The sequence below is a fragment of the Ruegeria sp. CF1 genome, assembly GCF_056537445.1.
The window spans coordinates 125684-139652 of sequence record NZ_JBQFRN010000007.1 but is presented as its reverse complement, the minus strand read 5'-3'; the positions used below and the strand labels follow the sequence as shown (position 1 = coordinate 139652).

Annotated in this window: 17 protein-coding genes; 10 read left to right on the top strand and 7 right to left on the bottom strand. The window is 58.5% G+C overall.

The window, feature by feature from the left end:
* The first annotated feature begins 2 nt into the window (after positions 1–2).
* From ACRZ96_RS13850 to trmD, 4 genes are read left to right on the top strand one after another with little or no spacing between them, the layout of a single operon-like run.
* Positions 3–149, top strand: coding sequence for a hypothetical protein (locus tag ACRZ96_RS13850; RefSeq protein ID WP_170392664.1), 147 nt, complete (start codon positions 3–5; stop codon positions 147–149).
* Positions 142–645: a ribosome maturation factor RimM gene (rimM, locus tag ACRZ96_RS13845; protein ID WP_480707372.1), complete on the top strand. Its 504-nt coding sequence runs from the start codon at positions 142–144 to the stop codon at positions 643–645. Before ACRZ96_RS13850 ends, rimM begins: the two co-directional genes overlap by 8 nt.
* Positions 645–1460: a hypothetical protein gene (locus ACRZ96_RS13840; protein ID WP_480707371.1), complete on the top strand. Its 816-nt coding sequence runs from the start codon at positions 645–647 to the stop codon at positions 1458–1460. Before rimM ends, ACRZ96_RS13840 begins: the two co-directional genes overlap by 1 nt.
* Positions 1457–2260, top strand: a complete 804-nt coding sequence (gene trmD, locus ACRZ96_RS13835; protein ID WP_170392667.1) for a tRNA (guanosine(37)-N1)-methyltransferase TrmD — start codon at positions 1457–1459, stop codon at positions 2258–2260. The genes ACRZ96_RS13840 and trmD overlap by 4 nt, the downstream gene beginning before the upstream one ends.
* A 2-nt stretch (positions 2261–2262) precedes the next feature.
* Here the strand turns inward: trmD and ACRZ96_RS13830 are convergent, their stop codons facing one another.
* Positions 2263–3063, bottom strand: a complete 801-nt coding sequence (locus tag ACRZ96_RS13830) for a glycoside hydrolase family 25 protein (protein WP_170402409.1) — start codon at positions 3061–3063, stop codon at positions 2263–2265.
* A gap of 370 nt (positions 3064–3433) precedes the next feature.
* Between ACRZ96_RS13830 and rplS the strand changes: the two genes are divergently transcribed.
* Both rplS and rpmE read left to right on the top strand, forming a co-directional pair.
* Positions 3434–3817, top strand: a complete 384-nt coding sequence (gene rplS / locus ACRZ96_RS13825) for a 50S ribosomal protein L19 (RefSeq protein WP_170328369.1) — start codon at positions 3434–3436, stop codon at positions 3815–3817.
* A gap of 11 nt (positions 3818–3828) precedes the next feature.
* Entirely contained in the window at positions 3829–4050 is a 222-nt protein-coding gene (gene rpmE, locus ACRZ96_RS13820; protein ID WP_170392669.1) for a 50S ribosomal protein L31, read from the top strand.
* Between the two features lie 85 nt (positions 4051–4135).
* Here rpmE and ACRZ96_RS13815 read toward each other — a convergent pair whose 3' ends face one another.
* The 3 genes from ACRZ96_RS13815 to ACRZ96_RS13805 form a co-directional block, all read right to left on the bottom strand.
* Positions 4136–4813 carry an SOS response-associated peptidase gene (locus ACRZ96_RS13815; protein ID WP_170513355.1) on the bottom strand — a complete coding sequence of 226 codons (678 nt, stop codon included), beginning with the start codon at positions 4811–4813 and terminating at the stop codon, positions 4136–4138.
* Between the two features lie 51 nt (positions 4814–4864).
* Positions 4865–6454 carry an MFS transporter gene (locus ACRZ96_RS13810; RefSeq protein WP_480814754.1) on the bottom strand — a complete coding sequence of 530 codons (1590 nt, stop codon included), beginning with the start codon at positions 6452–6454 and terminating at the stop codon, positions 4865–4867.
* 118 nt (positions 6455–6572) lie between these two features.
* Positions 6573–7460 (bottom strand): AEC family transporter, encoded by an 888-nt coding sequence (locus ACRZ96_RS13805; RefSeq protein ID WP_480567470.1) that lies wholly within the window; start codon positions 7458–7460, stop codon positions 6573–6575.
* Positions 7461–7678: 218 nt separating this feature from the next.
* Between ACRZ96_RS13805 and ACRZ96_RS13800 the strand changes: the two genes are divergently transcribed.
* A complete protein-coding gene (locus ACRZ96_RS13800) occupies positions 7679–8488 on the top strand; it encodes a division plane positioning ATPase MipZ (protein ID WP_170402416.1) in 810 nt (269 codons plus the stop codon).
* Between the two features lie 132 nt (positions 8489–8620).
* Here the strand turns inward: ACRZ96_RS13800 and ACRZ96_RS13795 are convergent, their stop codons facing one another.
* Together ACRZ96_RS13795 and ACRZ96_RS13790 are read right to left on the bottom strand one after the other, a co-directional pair.
* Positions 8621–9856: an adenylate/guanylate cyclase domain-containing protein gene (locus ACRZ96_RS13795; protein WP_170648533.1), complete on the bottom strand. Its 1236-nt coding sequence runs from the start codon at positions 9854–9856 to the stop codon at positions 8621–8623.
* Positions 9857–9918: 62 nt separating this feature from the next.
* Positions 9919–10371, bottom strand: coding sequence for a MarR family winged helix-turn-helix transcriptional regulator (locus ACRZ96_RS13790; protein ID WP_170392676.1), 453 nt, complete (start codon positions 10369–10371; stop codon positions 9919–9921).
* 65 nt (positions 10372–10436) lie between these two features.
* Between ACRZ96_RS13790 and ACRZ96_RS13785 the strand changes: the two genes are divergently transcribed.
* Both ACRZ96_RS13785 and fahA read left to right on the top strand, forming a co-directional pair.
* Positions 10437–11060 carry a LysE family translocator gene (locus tag ACRZ96_RS13785; protein ID WP_480707370.1) on the top strand — a complete coding sequence of 208 codons (624 nt, stop codon included), beginning with the start codon at positions 10437–10439 and terminating at the stop codon, positions 11058–11060.
* A gap of 22 nt (positions 11061–11082) precedes the next feature.
* Positions 11083–12342, top strand: coding sequence for a fumarylacetoacetase (gene fahA, locus ACRZ96_RS13780; RefSeq protein WP_480814753.1), 1260 nt, complete (start codon positions 11083–11085; stop codon positions 12340–12342).
* Positions 12343–12362: 20 nt separating this feature from the next.
* Here the strand turns inward: fahA and ACRZ96_RS13775 are convergent, their stop codons facing one another.
* Positions 12363–12926, bottom strand: a complete 564-nt coding sequence (locus tag ACRZ96_RS13775) for a DUF2585 domain-containing protein (RefSeq protein WP_170402422.1) — start codon at positions 12924–12926, stop codon at positions 12363–12365.
* Between the two features lie 52 nt (positions 12927–12978).
* Here ACRZ96_RS13775 and ACRZ96_RS13770 point away from each other — a divergent pair, with 52 nt between their 5' ends.
* Positions 12979–13929, top strand: a complete 951-nt coding sequence (locus ACRZ96_RS13770) for an MBL fold metallo-hydrolase (RefSeq protein WP_170497905.1) — start codon at positions 12979–12981, stop codon at positions 13927–13929.
* Positions 13930–13969: the final 40 nt, after the last annotated feature.

The following is a 13969-nucleotide window of genomic DNA, read 5'->3' as shown; positions in this document are numbered from 1 at the left end:
ACATGTTCGGATTGTTACGTCTTCCCATCCTGCTGGCGATCGCATTTATTGTGGGCGTATTCTTCGAACGCTCGAACCAGCGCGAGGCGTGCGAGGTGATCGGACAATGGCGGGACGGGCTATGTGTGACGGATGGTCGAAATGAGTGATCTGATCTGTGTAGGCAGCATCGCGGGCTCGTATGGGGTGCGCGGCGAGGTGCGGCTGAAAAGCTTTTGCGCCATCCCCGAGGATATCGAAGGCTATTCGCCCTTGACCGACGAAGCCGGAAAGGAGCGCTATCCGGTGGTGCTGACCCGCGCGATCAAGAACGGCTTTGCCGCCCGGCTGGGTGGCATTGAGACGAAGGAAGCGGCGGATGCGCTGAATGGCCTGCGCCTTTACGCGCGGCGCGATCAATTGCCGTCGCTGCCGGATGATGAGTTTTACCACACCGACCTTATCGGGCTTGAGGTTTATGACACCGGCGGCACCCTGCTGGGTCGGGTGAAATCGGTTCAAAATCACGGCGCGGCGGATCTGTTGGAACTGCACGGTCCGGGCTTAAAGGCCACCGTGCTGCTGCCGTTTACACTCGAATCCGTTCCGACCGTTGATCTGGACAAGGGCCGCATCATCGCTGATCCGCCCGAGGGCCTGCTGTAATGCGCCGCGTGTTGCTGCATCTGGGTCTGCACAAGACCGGGACGACAGCGGCACAGTCCTTTCTGTTCGAAAACCGCTCACTGATCTGGCCGCACCATGCGTTGGTCCTGCCCTATCGGACCCGCAAAACCGGCTTGTCCGAAGCAGCCACACGCTATTCCGTCTACGGCACCCCCGGCGCGATGAGCGATTTCAAGGATCAGATGCGGCACTTTCTGAATTCGCTGGAATTCGGCCAGAAACGCGGGCTGGTTCTGAGTGAAGAAAACTTCTCGGGCCTGCGCCCCAGCCGCAATGTCGCGGTGGGCTATGAGGCCGCGCCCGAGCTTGCCTCGTGCCTTGTCGGCCTGATCCGCGACCGGTTTGCCGGGGAAGAGGTGCATATCACGATCTACTACTCCTTGCGCCAACGCGGAAGCTGGCTGCGCAGCCTGTGGGCACATGATCTTCAACGCTCGCGCCTAATTCAGGATTTTGAGGCTTTCCGCGCAAGACTTGAACCGGTGCCGTCGCCTCAGGTTGCTGCGGCGGCTGTGCGCGACCGTTTGCCCTCGGTCTCGGTCCGCACCGAATGGCTGGAAGACCTGCAGGGCCAGCGACATGGGCTTGGAAGCACTTTTGCTGAATTCCTTGACCTGCCTGCGGACAAAGCCGCCGAATTGGTAGGCCCGACCCGATCAAACCCACGCCTGCCCGAGGATGTCTTGCAGCAGATGCTGGAAATGAACCGATCCGATCTGGACGATGCTGCGCTGATCGATCAAAAGACGGCTTTGGTTCAAAGCACCCAAAATGATCTGATCGGCTCGAGATGACAGATAAACCCGGAAAGTCCCATGGCCGCAAAGCCATCCGTCCAACGTTGAAGCCGCGCGAGTTGATGACGCCGACGCCCGATCTGCACGGGGTGTGGAAGGCCAAGATTATCACGTTGTTCCCATCTGCCTTCCCCGGTGTTCTAGGCGAAAGCCTGACCGGCAAGGCCCTGCAAGAAGGGCTATGGCAGTTGGAAACTGTGGATTTGCGCCAATTCGGGATCGGCAAGCACCGCAATGTGGATGACACCCCGGCGGGCGGCGGTGCGGGCATGGTGCTGCGTGCCGATGTGCTGGGTGAGGCCATTGAGCATACGATGGCGGGCATCCGGGGCAACTGGCCGTTGATCTACCTCAGCCCGCGTGGGCGTCGGATGGATCAGAAAATGATGCAAAACCTGGCTCGCTGCGATGGCATGACCCTGTTATGTGGTCGTTTCGAAGGCGTCGATGAGCGCGTGCTGGAGCACTACGGCGTGCAAGAGATCAGCTTGGGTGATTTTGTCATGACCGGGGGTGAAATCGCCGCACAGGCCCTGATCGACGCCACCGTGCGGCTGATCCCGGGCGTTCTGGGCAACCAGGCCTCAGCCGAGGAGGAGAGCTTTTCCTCTGGCTTATTGGAGCATCCGCAATACACCCGCCCCGCCGACTGGAAAGGCCGCCCGATCCCCGAGATCCTGATGTCAGGCCACCATGGACGCATTGCGGATTGGCGTCATGAAATGTCGGAACAGATCACCCGCGAACGGCGGCCCGATCTGTGGGACGCCTATCGAAAATCAGAAGATAAGGGCTAAGACTAACGGGTTGCCTTCCACAACGCCCAGGTTTCCGGCGTGCCGTTGAAGGTGTTGATGTCCACCTTACCCTGAACCCCCGGCACCAGCCCGGTGCCGGTGTATTGCCAGAACCGCCAGACCGAGCCTGGATAAACGTTGCGCGGGTGGCCCGCGACCGAGCGCAGCCAGAACTCGGTTTTGGGAAGTCGTCCGATATCGGTGTCGCCGTAGAAATCTACCGTCGTGTAGACAATCGGGCGTCGGCCATAGTGGCGCTCGAGAATATCAAGGAACCGCTGCGCCTCGGCCCGAACGGTTCGGCCATCAGGGCGCAGGGTGCAGGTTTTGGAATGGGGCGTCCATTCCATATCCAGCACATGCGGCAGGTCGGCCCCTTTGGGCACGTTCTGGATGAACCAACGCGCCTGTTCTTGGGCCGGTCGGCAGAAATAGTAATAGTGATAGGCCCCCCACGGCACTCCGGCAGCTTGTGCGCCGCGTCGGTGCTCGTCGAACATCGGGTCGGTAAAATCTCCGCCCTCGGTGGCTTTGATGAAGGCAAAGCTGACACCGTTCTTCTGCGCGGTGCGCCAATCAATCGGCCCCTGCCAACGCGAGACATCCAGCCCGTGCACGGGGTACTGGCCGGGGTGGCGACCTTCCCAAGGGTGCGGGTCAGCGTCACCAAAGGCGGGGTAGATGATCGAAGGCGGGGTCGTGTCCGCGAAGGCCTGCGGCTCAACCGCCTGAGGTTGCGGGCCGCGGCGACCACATGAGACAAGTGCAAGCGCCATAACGGCCAGCAGAAGTGCTTTGCGCATCTTATGATCCTGTATCAAATATCTGCTCTTATAATTAACCCCAGAATGCCTGATCTGGTGAACAAGGCAACGGTGGATTTGACGGGTGGCAAAAACTCACCTGTTTCACCAAGAATAAGGCTTGATCCCCGCCCACAAAGCCCGTAAAGCAGCCCAATCCGGTGTGGCGTTACGCGACTCCGGCTTTTTGGTTTGCATCCTGACGTGACGCCCGGCTTTCTTCGGCCACGGCGCGACAGGGCGGACCGGACCAAAAGGAACATTCGATCTGACCTCTGGCGGGCTGTACGCAGGACCCGGTGAAGACCAAGAGCTCTCAGGCCGTGCCCAAACTTCGTGGACCAACCGCGAGCATATAGGAGTAACTGCGATGGACCTAATCGCACAGCTTGAGGCGGAACAGATTGCCGCCCTGGGGAAAGACATCCCCGATTTCAAAGCCGGTGACACCATCCGTGTCGGCTTTAAAGTGACCGAAGGGTCGCGTACCCGTGTGCAGAACTATGAAGGCGTCTGCATCGCGCGCAAAGGTGGCAGCGGCATCGCCGGTTCGTTCACCGTTCGCAAGATTTCGTTTGGCGAAGGCGTGGAGCGTGTGTTCCCGCTGCATTCGACCAATATCGACAGCATCACCGTTGTCCGCCGTGGCCGCGTTCGTCGCGCCAAACTTTACTACCTGCGCTCGCGCCGTGGTAAATCCGCGCGTATCGCAGAAGTCACCAACTACAAGCCCAAGGCTGGCGCCGAGGCGTAAGGAGCGGAAAGATGAAAAAAGACATCCATCCCGATTATCACGTCATCAACGTCAAAATGACCGATGGCTCTGTGGTTCAGATGAAATCCACCTGGGGCAGCGAAGGCGACCAGTTGGCTCTGGAAATCGACCCTTCCGTGCACCCCGCATGGACCGGTGGTTCGTCGCGCCTGATGGACGCAGGCGGCCGCGTGTCGAAGTTCAAGAAGAAATACGAAGGTCTGGGCTTCTAATCCCGACCTGGTTGAAATGCGAAAGGCCGTCCAATTGGGCGGCCTTTTTTGTTTTGGAATTGCGCCACTGCACTTTGCGGCTGTTTCAGAAATCAAACCCGGTCTGGACCGGGGGCGTGTAAGGCTCAATCATATCTTCGCCCTCAGCTCCGCGTTTGATGGGTTTGACGGTGTGATATTCAAACCGGCCTTCGTACTGCGTGCCCAACGACTGCTGCGCCTCTTGCGCGGTCGTGACGCCTGATAGCCAGTTTTCGATCTCATCCGGGGTCAGGATCACTGGCATGCGGTTGTGAATATGCGCGATCTGCGGGCTGGGTGTCCGGGTCAGGATAGTGCAGCTATGGCTGCTGTCATCAGTCCTGTAAAACCCCGCAAAAAACATCACCGGGGCATTGCGCTGAACCGTGATGTAGACCGGGCAATCATGGCCCTGGTCCTTGGGCCACTCGTAATATCCCAGCGCCGGAATAAGACAGCGCCCCTTGTTCCAGTATTGCTGCCAGAAGCTGACATTTTCGATCTTCGAATTGATCATCGGCTTCTTGCTGCGCGGGTCCTTGATCTGCCAGCGCGCCGTCGCCAGCTCGGCCCGGTCGCCGTCCCAACGGACCATGCCAACCCGATTGGTCGGAGACACATTGTACCCACCCGAAGGCAGCTGTTCGGGCAGATCAGGCGAGACCTTGCCGTAGAGAAAATACTCGGTAATTGCCAGCATTTCCCGCTGTGTCAGGTGACCGGCTGCAAATTTTCCACACATGGCAAAAGCCTAGGCCGATTGGGTGCCGGTCACAAGTGGCCCCACCGACGATCAGTCCCTTGTCAGATCAACCGCGCTGTGCGGTGGAGGCACGGGGCCTCGCAGCATTACGGCAGCCAGGATCATCCCCAAAAGCGCAGCGATAGCGGCGACAAGCATGGCACTGTTAAATGCATCATCCTGCAGATCTCGTAAGGCGCGCGCCAACGCTTCGCCCGTGGTCGGATCAAGCGCCGCTATAAGCTGCTGCACCTGACTGGCGGTGCCATGTGTCAGTGCATGGGCCAGGTCGGCCCGTTGCTCGGACCCGGTGGGCAAGGCGTTGATCACTTCGGTCAGGCCGCGCCGGGTGGTGATCGCTTCAGCCAACCCGCCGACAACCGCACCAAGCGTGGCCCCAAAATAAAGGAACGCATTCACTACGCCCGAGCCCTGCCCCATATGTTCTTCCGGCAACAAGCGCAGCCCGAGACGCGGCAATAACGAAAAACCGATGCCAAGCCCGATCCCGATAATCACCAGCTTCCACCAAATCGCACCCATGCCTGTTGTGTTCGTCGTTGTCGTCAACAGCATGAACCCACAGGTCATGAACCCCATGCCCAGGATCACCGGCCATCGAAAACTGTAAGGTGCAAGAAAACGCGGAGCCACCACAGACACGACGAACATACTGAGGCTCAACGGCAGGATCGCCACCCCCGCCCCAACAGCGGACAGGCCAAACGCATCTGGCGATTGCACGAAGACGTTGAAATAGACGAAAAAGCTGAACAGCGCGAAGCCGGTAATGAACATCCCTGCCGCCGCCATGAAATAACGGGGGTGGCGGAAGTAGCGCAGCTCGATCAGAGGGTCCGCGCTGCGGCGCGAGGTGATGATCAGTGCAATCACCGCTACAGCCGACATGGCAAGCGGGATCAGGGTCGATCTTGTGGCCCATCCGTGGCTTTCCCCGTTGCTGAGCGCGAAGGATAGCGGGCCAAGCAGCAGGACCAATGCGACTGCACCCGCAAGATCGAACTTTGCGCCTGCAAGACGGGTGTCGGGGACGTAATGCTCTTTGCTGACCCGCAACCCGACCGCAAACGCCACGATCAGCAGCGCAAGATCGGTGGCAAATACGCCGCGCCAGCTGAGGTAATGTGCAAACGCGCCGCCAACAATCGGACCAACGCCGATTGCCAGCCCGACGATTGCGCCCCAGGCACCGGTGACGCTGGCCCGTTGTTTCTCGGGCGTGGCGGCAGTTAGCAGCGAAAGCGAGGTGCCAAACAGCGCTGCCGCCCCGGCACCTTGGGCCCCGCGGCCTGCCAGCAACATGGCTGCATCCTGCGAAAACAATACAAGGGCCGAGCCAAGACCGAACACGATCATTCCGGCAAAGAAGACGCCCATCTTGCCGGTGATATCGCCAAGTCGGCTGACGATGGTGACGAGGGTCGCGCTAACCACTGTATAGATCGCCATCACCCATTGCAGGCTGGAAGGCGACAGATCGAACTCGGCCTTCAGATTTGGCAGGATCGTCGCAACGGCGGTTGTGTTGAAGCCAACAACCATCATGCACAGCGCGGTCATCACCAGAACCAGACGTGCCCCTCCCGCGCCGGATATGTCCTCAGTGACGTCTTTTGGCATCTGCCTGTCCCCCGTTCAGGAATAGCGCGCTGGCCCTTCGGGCACCGTGTTGTGCCTATTATTAAACGGTTTTTTGCTGATAGATACTGTTTTTAGCGCGCTGCGCGCCCAGCGCCTATTAGATCCAGTAGGACAGCGCCACTGGCAGCACCAGGATCGTGGACAGAGTCGAAACCAGAATGAACCCGGCCACATCGGGTCCGTATTCCGGCACATGCTGATCGATAAACAAATAGGTCGCGACAGAGGATGGCATCAAACAGCACAGGATCACCGCGCCCCGCTCAGCCCCGGTGAAGCCGAAGCTCCAGACCAACGCGCTGGCAATCACCGCAGCCATCAGCAGGTGCAGCGCTGTCAGCAAAACGGCTCGGCCAAGGCTTTTGATCCGCAGGGTCGCCAGCGTGTGGCCCAGCGTCAGCAACATCAGCGGGATTGAAAGACCTCCCAGAATATCAAAGGATTTGGCCACCGGTTGCGGCAGGCTGGTGCCCGTCGCCATCAACACCAGCGACAGTGCGACCGCGTAAATAATCGGCGAAGTCGCCAGTTTCTTGGGCGAGAACTCTCCGGCCGGAATCCACATGCCGATCGTGAAGATACTGATCAGCACAACCACCACAAATGCCATCGTATAGGCCATACCCGCATCGCCCAGCGCCAAAAGGGTAATGGGCAGGCCGATATTGCCGACATTGCCATGCATCAGTGGCGTCAGAAATGCCCGCACCGGCAGCCGCATCAGTTTGAGCGCGACAAGCCCCAACAGCCCAAAACCTGCAATCGCCAAAGCGGCGGCCATCATGACATCAAGAAAGGTGCCGACCGCAATCTGGGTGGTTGAAAGGTGCGAGATAATCAGCGTCGGATACCCGACCCGCGAGACGATCCCGCCAATAACCTTGTTGTCATAGGGGGCCCTGATCAAAGCCAGAGCGTAACCGATTCCAGCGCAAATCAGGACAGGCAGAACCACGTTCAAAACGTTCAGAAACAGATGATCCAATGGCTGCCCTCGATCACAAATCCATAGGATGGACAGTGAATCAGGGGTGTGTGTTTGGCAAGGATTTACCCTAACCCCCAAGTACCAAGCACTTTTCCAATTTGAGGCTTGATAATACCGCTCAAGACGGCCCGAGGTTCTTCCCTTCCCGGCCTACACAACATATAGTGGCTGCCAACAACGTGTAGGCAAACACGGCGGGACTTGGGAATACAGGCATGGCACATATCATTGTGGTCGGGAACGAAAAGGGCGGCGCAGGCAAATCAACCGTGTCGATGCATGTGGCCACTGCATTGGCACGGCTGGGGCACAAGGTCAGCACACTCGATCTTGACCTGCGGCAGCGCAGTCTGGGTCGTTATTTCGAGAACCGCTTGAACTTCCTGAACGGCTCGGACCTGTCTCTGCCCAGCCCACGCCACCACGACCTGCCCGAGATTGACGCCAGCGCTCTGCAACCCGGTGAAAACATCTATGACCACCGCCTTTCAGCCGCCGTGGCCGAACTGGAAAGCGATAGCGATTTCATCCTGATCGACTGCCCCGGTTCGCACACTCGACTCAGCCAGGTTGCACATTCGCTGGCCGATACGCTGATTACACCGCTGAACGACAGTTTCATCGATTTTGACCTGCTGGCGCGGATCGATTCCAAAGGTGAGAGAATCCTTGGCCCCTCAGTCTATTCCGAGATGGTCTGGAATGCCCGCCAACTGCGCGCCCAAGCTGGGCTGAAACCGATCGACTGGGTCGTCGTCCGCAACCGGGTCGGCACCCAGCGCATGGTCAACAAGGAAAAGATGCAACGCGCGATCGAGATGCTGTCACAGCGCATCGGCTTCCGCGTCGCCTCGGGCTTTTCCGAGCGAGTGATTTTCCGCGAGTTGTTCCCGCGCGGACTGACTTTGCTGGACCTCAAGGATATCGGGGTCAAGCAGCTCAATATCTCCAACATCGCCGCACGCCAGGAACTGCGCGACATGATGAAGGAACTGAGCTTGCCGGGTGTTGAGATCGATTTCTGAGCGACCACAGCTCGAATTACCCAACATATCCGCCCAAGACCCCGGAAAATTTAAAAGTTTCCGGATCGATTTCATTCTATGAAATCGTGCGCAGCAGCAGTCGCACGCGTTGGCACAGGTGTCGGTGATCGGTTAGCCCGCCGTTCTGTAAATCGTAAACAGCTCTTTCGGCTCTGCCACGCCCCGCAACATATAGCGACCGACCGAGATCAGATCCTGATCGCAGGGATGGGCCGCGCGGGCTACATCGTCGGAAATCAGGATGCGCTGCCCCAGTGACCGATGCATCCCCGCAATTCTGGACGTCTGGTTGACCGCCGGACCAATTACCGTGAAATCCAGCCGACTTTCGGAGCCGATGTTTCCATAGAGGATCTCACCAGAGTGCAATGCCAGCGTATAGTTCGAAACCGGTTGTCCCCGTGAACTCCGCTGAGTGTTCAATTCGGCCATACGCTCTTGCAGCATGGTCGCCGCAGCCAGCGCAGCGCGGGCATCGGCATCGATCTCGCCGACATCAAACATCGCCATGACACCGTCGCCCATGAACTTCAGGATGTTGCCTTCGCATTGATGAACAACATCGACCACCACACCCAGGTAGTCATTCAGCATATCTATGACTTCGATCCCTGGCATCTCTTCTGACAGGCTGGTGAACCCTTCCAGATCGAAGTTCCAGATCACCGCATCAATCTGCTGCAGTGACCCGCGACGGATTTCACCGGACAAGACCCGACGACCGGCATCGCGCCCCAGATAAACCCGCATCAAATCTTTCGACACCCGCGCGTTCGAGGCTGACTTCAGAGCCAGCCCCAGATGCGGTAACGCCGTATTGATTACGTCCAGATCATCGTCGCAGAATCCTTCCGGCGCATTGCTGGACCAGGACATCAAGACGCCGTCGATTGCCTCTTTCGCATCATAGGGGTTGCGTTGAGCCGGCACATCAAAGCTGATGCCAGTCGCGTAATAGTCCGTGGCTCCGTTTTCCCGCAACTCGTTTAGCAGAGGAAAGCGGCTGGGTTCGTTCTGGTCGACCAGCCGTTCACGGATAGCATCGATATCTTCGTGCAATACGGCATACAGCGGACTTTGTGTCCAAACTTCACTGGGCTCTTCGGAATACTCGAAGGTTTCCAGATTACTTCCTTTGCTGCGGTACCAGCTATAGCCCGTTCCGCCATAGACGGGATGCAAGGCCGGTTGCGCCGCATGAAAGCGCATCAAGGGCACACCAAGATCAACTAAACGGGTGCAATACCCGTCCAGAAGTTCTTGTTTGTCGGCCCCTTCCAGGCCTCGGGTCACCAACCAATCTATCAGATCATGGGATTTTGCCGTTGGGGAAACCGGCGCTGTCATGTGTCGTTCCTGTGTCCGTTATGACGTTGATCTGGGGGCAGCTGTACCGGATTACCAGTACCCTAATCCATTCCGGCCAGACGTCGCAGCATCATGCGCAGCAAAGCGGCCTCACCCGTGGTGAAACGCGATGCCAGTTTCTGATCATAATCCTGCGCGATACCGCTTAACTCGCGATAAACCTTCTGGCCAGCCGAGGTCAGCGATAGCCGCTCAACCCGCCGGTCATTTTCATCCCGCAACCTTTGCAGATATCGGCGCTGTTGCAATCGGCTGACCGCACGGCTGACCTTGGTTTTGTGGATTTTGGCACGCTCAACAATGTCGCGTGCGGTCATCTCACCATGATTGCCCAGATGAAACAGCACCCTCCATTCGGTGCGCAGCATTCCGTAGCGATCCTTGTAAACGCGCTGAAACTCAAGCGAACTTTCCTCGGCCGCCTGATTCAACAGGAACGGCAGGAAATTTCGCAAATCAAACTCATCTTTTTGGTCATTTTTAGGCTGGGTCATCCTTGTTAGTTACAAAATCAACTATTATTCGACAAGTGACAAGTTGAAGGATCACCGGAGACGAGATGAGTTTTGATATCTGGATCACCTATGTGGCGACGGTGTTGCTGCTGATGAGCACACCGGGGCCAAGCCAGTTGCTGATGCTGTCGAACTCGGCAACCAATGGGCTGCGGCGAGGTTTTTTTACCGCTGCGGGTGATTTGACGGCCAATTTCTTTCAAATGTTGGCCGCCGGTCTGGGTCTGGCTGCCCTGATCGCCACGTCCGGGACCGCCTTTACCGTGATCAAGTGGTTGGGCGTGGCCTATCTGGTCTATCTCGGCGTCAAGCAAATCGTGAAGGCACGTGTTGCCGAAACCAACGATGCGCCACGTGCCAGCCGCAAGGCGCTCTGGATGCAGGGCTTCATCACCTCTGCCGCGAATCCCAAGGCAGTGGTGTTCTTCGCCGCTCTGTTTCCGCTGTTCATCGATGGCGCGTTGCCATTCTGGCCGCAATTCGCCCTCCTCTCGGCCACATATCTGATCATAGACGGGTTGTTTCTGATGGCCTATGGCTCCACTGCCAGTTGGCTGGCCCGGCGCCTGCAGGGGCCGGCAAGGCTTTGGCTCGACCGGATCGGTGGCAGCTTCATGATATTGGCGGCAGTCCTGCTGGGCTTCAAATCCCTGCGCGCCGCCTCGTAACCGAAAGACATAAGGACGCAATATGCCTTTGAAGAAATCCTGGGTCGCATCGGCCAATTCCGCCGACCACCCCTTCCCGCTGAACAACCTGCCTTATGGCGTGTTCTCGACCGAAACCACCGAGCCCCGCTGCGGCGTTGCCATCGGCGACATGATCTTCGACGTGACTGCTGCCGAAGCTGATGGATTAATCGCGCTGTCGGATGAGCCGCTGTTCGATCTGCCCTTCTGGAATCCGCTGATGGAAGAAGGCCCTGCCGTATGGGCTGCATTGCGCGACCGCCTAACTACGCTATTGGCTGAAGATTCGGACGAACAGCACAAGATCGAAGGTCTGTTGATCCCGCAGGACGAGGCCGAGATGCACATGCCCTTTGCCGTCAGCGAGTACACCGATTTCTACGCGGGCCGCCACCATGCCCAGAACGTGGGCACCATGTTCCGCGGTCCGGAAAACGCGTTGCCGCCGAACTGGCTGCACATCCCCATCGGCTATAACGGCCGCGCGTCGTCTGTTGTCGTTTCAGGCACGGATATCCGTCGCCCCTGGGGTCAGTTGAAATCGCCCGATCAGGAGCTGCCTGCTTTCCTGCCCAGCCGCCGCTTTGACATCGAGCTTGAGATGGGCGCTATCGTCGGCACACCCTCGGATGGGCCGATCACGGTGCAGGAAGCCGATGACAACATCTTTGGCTATGTCCTGCTAAACGACTGGTCCGCGCGTGATATTCAGGCTTGGGAATACCAGCCGCTGGGGCCATTTCAGGCCAAGGCGACCGCGACCTCGATCAGCTCGTGGATCGTGACCAAAGCGGCGCTGGAACCGTTCCGCTGCGATACGCCCGATCGTGAGTTTGCCCTGCTGGACCACCTGAAGGATTGCGGCCCGATGCTCTATGACATCGATTTGGCCGTGACGATGGCGCCCGAGAATAAAGACGCCACGACCATCGCACGAACCAATTATCGCGAGATGTACTACTCGGCGGCGCAGCAGTTAGCGCATCACTCGACGTCTGGGTGTCCGATGAACACGGGCGACCTGTTGGGGTCCGGCACCATTTCGGGACCGAACAAGCCAGAGCGCGGATCACTTCTGGAACTCAGCTGGGGCGGGAAAGAGCCGCTGACGCTGGACACAGGCGAGACCCGCACCTTCATCGAGAACGGCGACACGCTGACCCTGACCGGCGCAGCCAAGGGCGACGGCTATTCCATCGGGTTCGGCGATTGCACCGGCACTGTGCTGCCCGCACTCGAAAATCCATTCGCCAGAGATTGATGCAGGTCCAGTCCGCATATTCAGAGCGCGCTCTGCCAGTCCTTAACGGCCTCGATGGGATAAAGCAGCATCAGCACGTTCAGCGTCAGACCATCGCGGATCAGCGTGGTGGTCAGGATCTCGAATCCCAGCGCAATGGTGACCGTCATCCAGATCGGCAGGCGACGCGCCAACCAGAACCCCAGCATCATCGCGCCAATATCGGCGATCGAGTTGACGACACTGTCGCCGTAGTAATCCAGCGAGATCGTGACCGCGCGGTAATGTTCGATCACGGCATTGGTGTTCTCGGAAATCTCCCACGCGACTTCTATCAAGGTGGCGATGAACAACCGCCAGCCAACGGCAAGGCGGCGCGCCACCAGCCACAGAAGACCGTAAAACAGAAAGCCATGAATGATGTGGCTGGGCGTGTACCAATCGGTCAGATGCTGCGAGCTTTCGGAACTGAAGGTTTCACCATGCCACAGCTTGACATAACCGCATTTGCAAATCGGTTCGCGGCCCATCCACAGCAGGATGATGGCGCAGGCAATGACAACACAAGCGGTTGCCCAATAAGGCAAAAATCGACGTTCAAACATATGGCGACAACATCATCAAAGCCAGTCGCTGTCCAGAAGGGAAATCACTGATATGGCCAAGGCATTTGCGTCCCAGGGGGACATGTCGGAAAAGAAAATCTCGTTCACCGAGGTGGGCGAAGGGCTCTATGCCTTCACCGCCGAAGGCGACCCGAACTCGGGCGTGATCATCGGCGATGACAGCGTGATGATTGTCGAGGCGCAGGCGACCCCGCGTCTGGCCAACAAGGTGATCGAATGCGTGCGGTCGGTGACTGACAAGCCGATCACCCATGTGGCGCTGACCCATTACCACGCAGTACGCGTGCTGGGCGCGAGCGCCTTTGGTGCGCAACAGATCCTGATGTCGGATATGGCGCGCGCCATGGTGGTTGAACGCGGTCAGGAAGACTGGGACAGCGAATTCCAACGCTTCCCGCGTCTCTTTGAAGGACACGAAAGCATTCCCGGCCTCACATGGCCCACCACCACCTTCAGCGACACCATGACGGTTTATCTGGGCAACCGCCGGATCGACCTGATGCATCTGGGCCGCGCCCATACCGCTGGCGATATCGTCATCCACGTGCCCGATCAGAACGTCATGTTCACCGGTGATATCGTCGAATACCACTCGGCCTGCTATTGCGGCGACGGGCATTTCGGCGATTGGGGCGATACGCTGGATGAGATCAAGTGGTTTGACGTGGACGCCATCGCGCCGGGGCGCGGCGACGCTCTGGTTGGTAAGGACATGGTCAATGCGGCCATCGAGAACACTCGCGATTTCGTCGAAAGCACCTATCGCCCGGCGGCCAAGGTTGCGGCGCGCGGTGGCAGCCTGAAAGAAGCCTGGGACGCCGTGCGCGCAGAATGCGACCCAAAATTCGCTGACTATGCGATCTACGAACACTGCCTGCCCTTCAATGTTGCCCGCGCCTATGACGAGGCCCGCGGCATCGACACGCCCCGGATCTGGACCGCCCAGCGCGATCTGGAGATGTGGGAGGCCCTGCAGGGCTAAGATTTCCGGGCCGGATTTGATCCAGATCGTGGCGGCCCGG

What these genes read in the sequence shown, in the direction of transcription:
- ACRZ96_RS13850 (WP_170392664.1), top strand. Translation starts at nt 3, where the DNA reads ATGTTCGGATTGTTACGTCTTCCCATCCTGCTGGCGATCGCATTTATT.
- rimM (WP_480707372.1), top strand. Translation starts at nt 142, where the DNA reads ATGAGTGATCTGATCTGTGTAGGCAGCATCGCGGGCTCGTATGGGGTG.
- ACRZ96_RS13840 (WP_480707371.1), top strand. Translation starts at nt 645, where the DNA reads ATGCGCCGCGTGTTGCTGCATCTGGGTCTGCACAAGACCGGGACGACA.
- trmD (WP_170392667.1), top strand. Translation starts at nt 1,457, where the DNA reads ATGACAGATAAACCCGGAAAGTCCCATGGCCGCAAAGCCATCCGTCCA.
- ACRZ96_RS13830 (WP_170402409.1), bottom strand. Translation starts at nt 3,063, where the DNA reads ATGCGCAAAGCACTTCTGCTGGCCGTTATGGCGCTTGCACTTGTCTCA.
- rplS (WP_170328369.1), top strand. Translation starts at nt 3,434, where the DNA reads ATGGACCTAATCGCACAGCTTGAGGCGGAACAGATTGCCGCCCTGGGG.
- rpmE (WP_170392669.1), top strand. Translation starts at nt 3,829, where the DNA reads ATGAAAAAAGACATCCATCCCGATTATCACGTCATCAACGTCAAAATG.
- ACRZ96_RS13815 (WP_170513355.1), bottom strand. Translation starts at nt 4,813, where the DNA reads ATGTGTGGAAAATTTGCAGCCGGTCACCTGACACAGCGGGAAATGCTG.
- ACRZ96_RS13810 (WP_480814754.1), bottom strand. Translation starts at nt 6,454, where the DNA reads ATGCCAAAAGACGTCACTGAGGACATATCCGGCGCGGGAGGGGCACGT.
- ACRZ96_RS13800 (WP_170402416.1), top strand. Translation starts at nt 7,679, where the DNA reads ATGGCACATATCATTGTGGTCGGGAACGAAAAGGGCGGCGCAGGCAAA.
- ACRZ96_RS13795 (WP_170648533.1), bottom strand. Translation starts at nt 9,856, where the DNA reads ATGACAGCGCCGGTTTCCCCAACGGCAAAATCCCATGATCTGATAGAT.
- ACRZ96_RS13790 (WP_170392676.1), bottom strand. Translation starts at nt 10,371, where the DNA reads ATGACCCAGCCTAAAAATGACCAAAAAGATGAGTTTGATTTGCGAAAT.
- ACRZ96_RS13785 (WP_480707370.1), top strand. Translation starts at nt 10,437, where the DNA reads ATGAGTTTTGATATCTGGATCACCTATGTGGCGACGGTGTTGCTGCTG.
- fahA (WP_480814753.1), top strand. Translation starts at nt 11,083, where the DNA reads ATGCCTTTGAAGAAATCCTGGGTCGCATCGGCCAATTCCGCCGACCAC.
- ACRZ96_RS13775 (WP_170402422.1), bottom strand. Translation starts at nt 12,926, where the DNA reads ATGTTTGAACGTCGATTTTTGCCTTATTGGGCAACCGCTTGTGTTGTC.
- ACRZ96_RS13770 (WP_170497905.1), top strand. Translation starts at nt 12,979, where the DNA reads ATGGCCAAGGCATTTGCGTCCCAGGGGGACATGTCGGAAAAGAAAATC.